This window comes from Pseudoalteromonas gelatinilytica (assembly GCF_001641615.1).
Classification (GTDB): domain Bacteria; phylum Pseudomonadota; class Gammaproteobacteria; order Enterobacterales; family Alteromonadaceae; genus Pseudoalteromonas; species Pseudoalteromonas gelatinilytica.
Genome location: NZ_LRRU01000020.1, coordinates 136496 through 144474, shown reverse-complemented (window position 1 = coordinate 144474; position 7979 = coordinate 136496). Strand labels below are relative to the sequence as shown.

The following is a 7979-nucleotide window of genomic DNA, read 5'->3' as shown; positions in this document are numbered from 1 at the left end:
AATGGATTAAAAGTCCACTGCTCTACCAACTGAGCTAATGACCCGCTCTGGTATTAATTGCGTTAATCCGCCGATATAAGACCATTCGAAGAATGGTGGGTCATGATGGACTTGAACCATCGACCAATGGATTAAAAGTCCACTGCTCTACCAACTGAGCTAATGACCCGCTCTGCTGCTTATTAAAAGCTACGTAAATCCGCCGATATAGAACCATTCAAAGAATGGTGGGTCATGATGGACTTGAACCATCGACCAATGGATTAAAAGTCCACTGCTCTACCAACTGAGCTAATGACCCGCTCTGATGCTTATAAAAGCTATACGTAAATCCGCCGATTAAAGATTACCATTCTAATAGAATGGTGGGTCATGATGGACTTGAACCATCGACCAATGGATTAAAAGTCCACTGCTCTACCAACTGAGCTAATGACCCGCTCTTTTTTCCGCAATTCGGCTGTTGTTACCAATCGCCTGCTGCGGGCGCTTATAATACTTATTTAAATGCTGAGTGCAACAGAAAATATCTCTTTTTTTAAGTTTTTATGTCTAGATGCCTAATTTTAGACCGCTTAAGTCAAAAAGCAGTCTAATCAGGTCAAATCTACATTTGAGACAAACGTTCTGTGGCTAATTTTGCAGCGGTTGTACTTGGGTACTGATTTATTAAATCATTAAAGGTTTTAAGGGCTTGTTCGCCTAAACCTTGATCCGCTAATAAGTTTCCTAATTTTAACATCGCATCAGGGCGCTTGTTAGAATTTGGGTATTCATTCACAACTACTTTAAAGTGCTCAGTCGCACCTGCTGGATCGTTTTGAATTGTTAATAGCTGGCCTAACCAATAATGTGCATTCGATGCATACACTGAATTAGGGTAAGTCGTTAAGAATGTTTGAAACTCAGGAATTGCTTGCTCATAACGTTTATCTTTCATGATTAACGCCACTGCACGCTCATAGGCTTCGTTTTCAGATAAATCTGAACTAATTGCCTGTGATGGACCCACATCCGTATAAGTGTTCGTAGGTTGAGTTTGTGTTGCAGCAGGCTGGCTATACGCTTGGCTGACACGGTTCTCAATCTCTTGATAAAGCTCACGCTGACGCTGAAGTACTTTTTCAAGCTTATAGCTTTGCTCTTCAGTAATACCACGTACTTGGCTTACTTCGTCTTGTAAAATATTAAGCTGCTGCTGAAGCTCAGCTTGCAATAAATTACGTGACTTCATCATGTTTTCTAAAGCGACTAAACGCTTCTCAATGCTCGATTGCGAGCTTGCAGCTTCTGAAACAGGAGCGGGAGCAGCCCATAACTGGGTGCTCCCGCTTAAGATCATTGCTGCCAAAATAATTTTCGGCTTCATAATGACTCTTTATTAGTAAACTAATACTGCGCGACGGTTCTTCGCGAACGCTTCTTCAGTGCGAGACTTAACCATTGGCTTCTCTTCACCATAGCTCACAACTGACATTTGGCTAGCAGAAACACCTAAACTTTGTAGGTATTTTTCTACTGCTTGACCACGGTGCTCACCTAGTGCGATGTTGTACTCAGGTGTACCGCGCTCATCTGCGTGACCTTCGATTAGTACTTTAACTGAAGGGTTTTGTACTAAGAACTCAGCGTGTGCTTGTAAAAGCTCAGCATATTGGCTTTGGATTTTTGCGTTATCAAAACCAAAGTAAATGATTTGCTCTTGACGTAACGCTTCGTATTTTTCACGAAGTGCTTCTTCAGCTTGTTGCTCTGGAGTAAGTGTTGCAACTTCAACAGTATCAGTGTTGTTTGATTGCTCAACCATACCTTGGTTAGATTGGTTTGCAGAACCTTCATCAACACCTGAAGAAGAGCTACACGCCGCTAATGTCATCACTGGCACAGCAATAAGCAGGCCTTTTAAAGTTTTATTAAGTTGCATTTAATTGATTCCTATATTGAGTAAACCAGTAAAATTACTGTAAATAAGGCGACCAAGCTGGTGCCTTTACTTGTCCGTTTAGCACAGGTAAGCGTGCTTTAAAGCGACCGTCCATAGAAACTAACGCCAACACCTGTTTATTATTATGAAGCGTGCTGTAGATAATCATCGAGCCGTTTGGAGCGATACTCGGTGATTCATCTAGGCGAGTTCGTGTTAACACTTGGAACGCGCCTGTAGCTAGCTCTTTCTTAGCAAGATGGTATTGACCGTTGGTACGATTCACCATCACTAATTCTTTCCCGTCTGGAGAAATCGAACCTGCAAGGTTCATATCTCCGTCAAACGTCATGCGTTTTGACCTGCCAGTTTGCAAATTTAACTTATAAATCTGAGCATTACCACCCCTTTCAGACGTAAACACAATATCTTCACCATTAGGGAACCACGATGGTTCAGTATCTATACTACGGTGGTTTGTAAGACGTCTTTCTTTGCGAGTTGCAAGGTCTAAAACATACACTTCTGTTGCACCATTGCGGTCTTTAGAAAGCACTAAAAGTAACTTTTTACCGTCTGGTGAAAACTGTGGTGCACCATTAATACCCGGATGGCTTGTGATTAGCTCACGTTTACCCGTGTATAAGTCTTGGATGTAAATTTGGCTTTGACGATTTTCAAATGTTACATAAGCAAGCTTAGTACCATCAGGTGACCAGGCTGGTGACATTAACGGTTCTTTAGAACGAAGTAACACTTGCTCATTAAAACCATCATAGTCAGCAACAACTAGTTGATAAGGCTTTGGCTCTTCTTCACGTACAATCACATAAGCAATCTTTGTTAAAAACGCACCTTTTTCACCTGTTAATGCTTCATAAACCACATCGCTAATGCGGTGCGCGTAACGGCGAAAGCCATTTTCTGCAATAACACTTTCACGAGCATCTAAGATATGGTCTTGGCTTTTAACAAGTTGGCCATTGCTCATCATTTGAGTTTGGCCACCGGTAATTTGGCCACGGATCACATCGATGAGCTCATACTTTACTAAGTAACGACCACCCGATTGTTGTTCAACTTTACCAACAAGGATTGCTTCAACACCTTTATTTACCCACGCACCGTAATCAACGTCAGTGTCAGCAGCAGGAAGTTGCGGCATCGTGTTCACATCAATTGGCTTAAACTTACCACTGCGCATTAAGTCAGCTGCAATTACTGAACTTAGTTTTTCAGGGATCGTTCCCACACCTTGATATTGAAATGGCACAACCGCTATTGGGCGTGCACCATCAATACCATCGGTGATCACAATTTCTAGTGCAGCACTGGCAATGCCATGAAAGCCCAGTAATACAATAAAACATGCTGTTTTTATCTGGTTAAACATATCATTCCTTTAAAATTGAGGCGCTATAGTTAAATTAATGTTTTTAAGTTGCTCAAATACTTCACGGTCTGGTGATACTGGTAATGTATCTGCCATACGCACTGCGCGCATTGCCGCTTCACATACCAAGGTATCGCCGCCCAGTGATTTTACTTGAGTCACTAAGCCATTGAAACCAAGACGAATATTAAGACGACATTCTTTGCCTTTCATCTTCTCATCTTTTAAGAAGTTTTGCTGAATGCGCGCCATAATTAACGCTTTATATTTTTCAACTTCGCCCACTACTTGTTGCTGGCGCACTTTATTACGTGCAGCCTGCTCAGCAGCTAATTGTTCTTGCAGCATTTGCTCTTGCAATGCTTGCTGACGTTTACGTTCGGCTTCTTCTTCTTTGCGTTTACGTTCAGCTTCTGCTTCCGCCGCTTTACGCTTGCGTTCTTCTTCCGCTTTCTTTAACGCTTCTTCTTCAGCTTTACGTTTTTCAGCGGCCTCTTTAGCAGCGGCTTCGGCTTCTTGCTTTTGCTTTTCTGCTTGCTGCGCTTTAGCACGTTCTTTCTCTTGAATTTCACGTGCTTTTTTCGCTTGTGCTTCTGCTTCTGCTTTTTCTTTCTCTTTTGCGCGGCGCTGCTGTTCTAGCTTTTTAAGACGACGGTCTTCAGCTTCACGTTGCTTACGTGCATCGTTTGCACGGCGCTCAAGGTCACGAATACGTTTTGCTTCGGCTTGTTTTTTTGCTTCTTCTTGCTTTTTAAGCTCGGCAATTTTCTGCTCAACCTTTTGCTGATCAACAGTTACCGCAGCAACCGCTTTTTCAGGTTCCGGCAAAGCAGGATTCAGCGTCACTTCCATCACCTTAGGTGCTGGCATGTGAAAACTCGCTGTTGCTACTAATAAACCAGCTATAGCAAGATGCAAAAGAACTGACTTTACTACTGATGCACCCATACTAGCCTTTCGTCCCCTCAAATGATTCGGTCATAAGACCCACTGAAGGCACACCGGCATTTTTCAAAAAGTCCATAAGCAGCAGCACTTCTTGATAAGAAACACGGCCTGAACCTTTGATCATCACAGGTGTATCGGGATTCTTTTGCAATTGAAGTTTAATCACCGCCGCAACATCCAAGGCTTCCATTGGCGCTTCAGGATCAGTACCAATACTTACATAGTACTTACCCTCAGCATCAATTGATGCAATGATCGGTGGTGTATCTTTAGTATCAACTAAATCCGATTCTTCCATTTTCGGCAAATCTACTTTTACGCCATGAGTAATAAGCGGTGCCGTTGCCATAAATATGATTAGCAGTACCAACATTACATCAATGTAAGGTACTACGTTTATCTCCCCTACAGGGCGACGTTTCTTACGCTGATACATTCGCTTTAGCCTCTATTTGCGCAGCTGCTTGGCGGTGTAAAATATTGGCGAACTCTTCCATGAAGTTAATGTAATTACCTTCAAGCTTTTCTACTTTGTTAGCAAAACGGTTGTAAGCAATTACCGCAGGGATTGCAGCAAATAAACCCATTGCTGTTGCAATCAATGCTTCGGCAATACCCGGTGCAACCATTTGTAAAGTAGCTTGTTTAACTTCACCTAATGCGATAAATGCGTTCATGATACCCCAAACCGTACCAAACAGACCGATATAAGGGCTAATTGAACCCACTGTTGCTAAAAACGATAAACTAGACTCAAGCTTTTCAACTTCACGTGATAACGCAACACGCATTGAACGGTGTGTGCCTTCCATAACAATGCTTGCACTTTGAAATGTATTTTTCTTATGACGTGCAAACTCTTTAAAACCAGCAACGAATAATGCTTCAACACCTGATGCACCACCAGGACGAGCTGATACTTCGTTATATAATTTACTTAGGTCAATACCTGACCAAAATTTTTGCTCAAAACGCTTTGCGCCATTAAGTGCATCAGAAATCGCTTTTTTACGTTGAAAAATAATTGCCCATGACATTACCGACATACCGACTAATGCCAACATTACTAGCTGGACAAGTACACTGGCTTCTAGAATAAGATCTAAAAAGTTAAGCCCTGATCCCACGTTAAACTCCTAAAATAGATTTCTATGTAATTTGTTATATTTTTTACACTTGCATTTATTGACCACAAAGGTGGCCAAAAGTTACATCTAGTGTATCTAGTCAGTTATGAACTGACAACGCTCTTGCTGTGAATTAGCGGCAAATAACGGTAAAAAGCAATTTGCTTAGTTATTTTTTAGCCATATTAGCTTTTATCAACACTTTTATGCATATTTTCACCTTAATAATAAGTCATTACAGTGACACTAAAAAGCAACCAAAACACTCAAAAACACGGCGTTTATTCATAAATAACGCATAAACACCCAAAAGCACTTTTGCAAATCTACTACATAATACTTAAACTAATCCTGAATAAAGATCACAAAATTTATAAAAAGCCTTTTATTCAGTGATTTAAAACATAAACAGACAAAAAGTGAACAAAAAGAAAACAATTTGATTTTTTGCTCACATTAGTTTTTTTTATCTGAAAATAAAATTTTTCTAGTTTGAAGAAAAATCCACCATTGCGTATTATTTACCTATACCGAGCTAGCAACCTCATGAAAGTTTCTTTCATTAAGCTCCGTTTTTAGCAATATGAAGTTTCGTATTGCTCAGGTTTGCTTAAATCTGGATAAAACCTTATTTAAGTAGACCGTAGTTCCCTGGATTACTTCCTTCAACTTGTTGTTTGCCCGCATTCTTATGCGGGCTTTTTTTTGCCTATTCAAACGTCAACGAGAATACCTACCGATAACTTAACAGCATGTGAATTACAGATGTTAAAATGAGACAACAATCCAGTGGTAAGCGGTAAGCGGTAAGCGGTAAGCGGTAAGCGGTAAGCGGTAAGCGGTAAAAATCTACATACCCGTTGGATACAAGCAATTTATCTCGATAAAAAACAGCCCTTTCGAGCTGCTTGATACTTATAGCTTAAAGCTTCTAACTAACCGCGGGGTTTTTAGTTATTTCTCTGGCGTTAGCCCAAAGTGTAAATAAGCGATGTCTGAAACAAGTCGTCCACGTGGGGTGCGTTGTATAAAGCCTTGTTGTATTAAAAACGGCTCTATTACATCTTCAATGGTTTCTTTTTCTTCGCCAATCGCAGCCGCGAGGTTATCAAGGCCAACGGGGCCGCCCATAAATTTTTCGATGATAGCAAGCAGGTATTTTCTATCCATGTAGTCAAAACCGCTTTTATCGACATCAATCATATCGAGGGCTTGCTCTGCAACTGTAGCATTCACTTTACCGTCTGATTTCACTTGGGTGTAATCACGAACGCGGCGTAATAAACGGTTCGCTATTCGCGGCGTACCACGTGAGCGCTTAGCGATTTCGGTTGCCCCTTCATCGCACATCGTTAATTCTAAAAAGCGTGCTGAACGGGCAACAATTTTTGATAAGTCTTCAACAGAATAAAACTCTAATCGTTGAACAATACCAAAGCGGTCTCTAAGAGGTGAAGTGAGTGATCCTGCACGCGTTGTCGCGCCTATTAGAGTAAATGGTGGTAAATCGAGCTTTATTGAGCGTGCTGCAGGGCCTTCACCTATCATTATATCCAGCTGATAATCTTCCATCGCAGGATACAAAATCTCTTCGACTTGCGGGCTCAAACGATGTATTTCATCAATAAACAGTACGTCACCTTCTTCAAGATTCGTTAAAAGCGCGGCTAAATCGCCTGCTTTTTCCAGTACTGGCCCCGACGTCGTTTTAATATTAACGTTAAGCTCGTTGGCTACAATGTTTGCAAGTGTAGTTTTACCAAGACCCGGTGGACCAAATATTAATAAGTGATCCAGCGCTTCGCCACGATGGCGAGCTGCCTCAATAAAAATTTCCATTTGCTGCTTAACATGCGGCTGGCCTGTGTAATCGGTTAACAGTTTTGGTCGTATGGCACGATCAACACTGTCTTCGTTACTTTGTTCACTCGCATCTATTAAGCGATCTGCTTCAATCATGGTTTACTCACAACATTGATTTTAGAGCTTCTTTAATTAGAACCTCGGTCGTCATATCTGGTTTGTTCACTGTTTTAACCGCTTTTTGTGCTTGCGGTAGCTTATAGCCTAATGCCACAAGTGCCGATACAGCATCATCGGCAGCATTGTTTGCCACAAGGGTATCATTACTTGATGGCTCAATTACGGCATTATCGCTAAATGGCGTAAATAAGTCATTACCCCAATTTTTAAGCCTGTCTTTCATTTCGAGTACTAAACGCTCAGCCGTTTTTTTACCAACACCCGGCAGTTTAACCAGTGTGGTCGCATCTTCATTATTAACACAACTTACAAATTGCTGCGCCGACATACCCGATAAAATAGCAAGACCAAGTTTTGGCCCTACACCATTGGCTTTTAAAAGCTCTCTAAATAAAGTGCGCTCGGTTTTGTTGTTAAAGCCAAATAATAGCTGGGCATCTTCACGTACCACAAAATGGGTATAAATAATCGCTTGCTCACCCACTGCTGGTAAATCATAAAAGCAAGTCATGGGCATTTGTACTTCGTAGCCTACACCACTTACTTCGATAAGAATTTCTGGTGGCTGCTTTTCAACAAGTAAGCCATTTAATCGACCAATCAT

General features: G+C 41.3%; 8 protein-coding genes and 4 tRNA genes (1 of these 12 cut by a window edge). All 12 read right to left on the bottom strand.

Translation table 11 applies throughout. From position 1 onward, the window contains the following. Positions 1–44: transfer RNA gene (locus NH153_RS21765), tRNA-OTHER, on the bottom strand (it extends 94 nt beyond the left edge of the window). Between the two features lie 49 nt (positions 45–93). Continuing rightward, positions 94–169 (bottom strand) — tRNA-Lys (locus tag NH153_RS13620). Between the two features lie 56 nt (positions 170–225). Next, positions 226–301 (bottom strand) — tRNA-Lys (locus tag NH153_RS13615). A gap of 62 nt (positions 302–363) precedes the next feature. Then, positions 364–439 (bottom strand) — tRNA-Lys (locus tag NH153_RS13610). A 168-nt stretch (positions 440–607) separates the two neighbouring features. Beyond that, positions 608–1369, bottom strand: a complete 762-nt coding sequence (gene ybgF / locus NH153_RS13605) for a tol-pal system protein YbgF (protein ID WP_063704742.1) — start codon at positions 1367–1369, stop codon at positions 608–610. Positions 1370–1381: 12 nt separating this feature from the next. Beyond that, the gene (pal, locus tag NH153_RS13600) at positions 1382–1924 is read right to left on the bottom strand and encodes a peptidoglycan-associated lipoprotein Pal (RefSeq protein WP_063704740.1); all 543 of its coding nucleotides are present in this window, start codon (positions 1922–1924) and stop codon (positions 1382–1384) included. Positions 1925–1958: 34 nt separating this feature from the next. Next, complete coding sequence (gene tolB / locus NH153_RS13595; protein WP_063704738.1) at positions 1959–3317, bottom strand: Tol-Pal system beta propeller repeat protein TolB; 1359 nt, start codon at positions 3315–3317, stop codon at positions 1959–1961. Positions 3318–3326: 9 nt separating this feature from the next. Next, complete coding sequence (gene tolA / locus NH153_RS13590; protein ID WP_063704736.1) at positions 3327–4265, bottom strand: cell envelope integrity protein TolA; 939 nt, start codon at positions 4263–4265, stop codon at positions 3327–3329. Position 4266: 1 nt separating this feature from the next. Further along, a complete protein-coding gene (tolR, locus tag NH153_RS13585; protein ID WP_054561289.1) occupies positions 4267–4701 on the bottom strand; it encodes a protein TolR in 435 nt (144 codons plus the stop codon). After that, positions 4688–5392, bottom strand: a complete 705-nt coding sequence (gene tolQ, locus NH153_RS13580; protein ID WP_063704733.1) for a protein TolQ — start codon at positions 5390–5392, stop codon at positions 4688–4690. Before tolQ ends, tolR begins: the two co-directional genes overlap by 14 nt. A 954-nt stretch (positions 5393–6346) precedes the next feature. Beyond that, a complete protein-coding gene (ruvB, locus tag NH153_RS13575) occupies positions 6347–7351 on the bottom strand; it encodes a Holliday junction branch migration DNA helicase RuvB (RefSeq protein ID WP_063704731.1) in 1005 nt (334 codons plus the stop codon). 7 nt (positions 7352–7358) lie between these two features. Further along, on the bottom strand, positions 7359–7979 hold the full coding sequence (ruvA, locus tag NH153_RS13570; RefSeq protein ID WP_063704728.1) for a Holliday junction branch migration protein RuvA: 621 nt from the start codon (positions 7977–7979) through the stop codon (positions 7359–7361).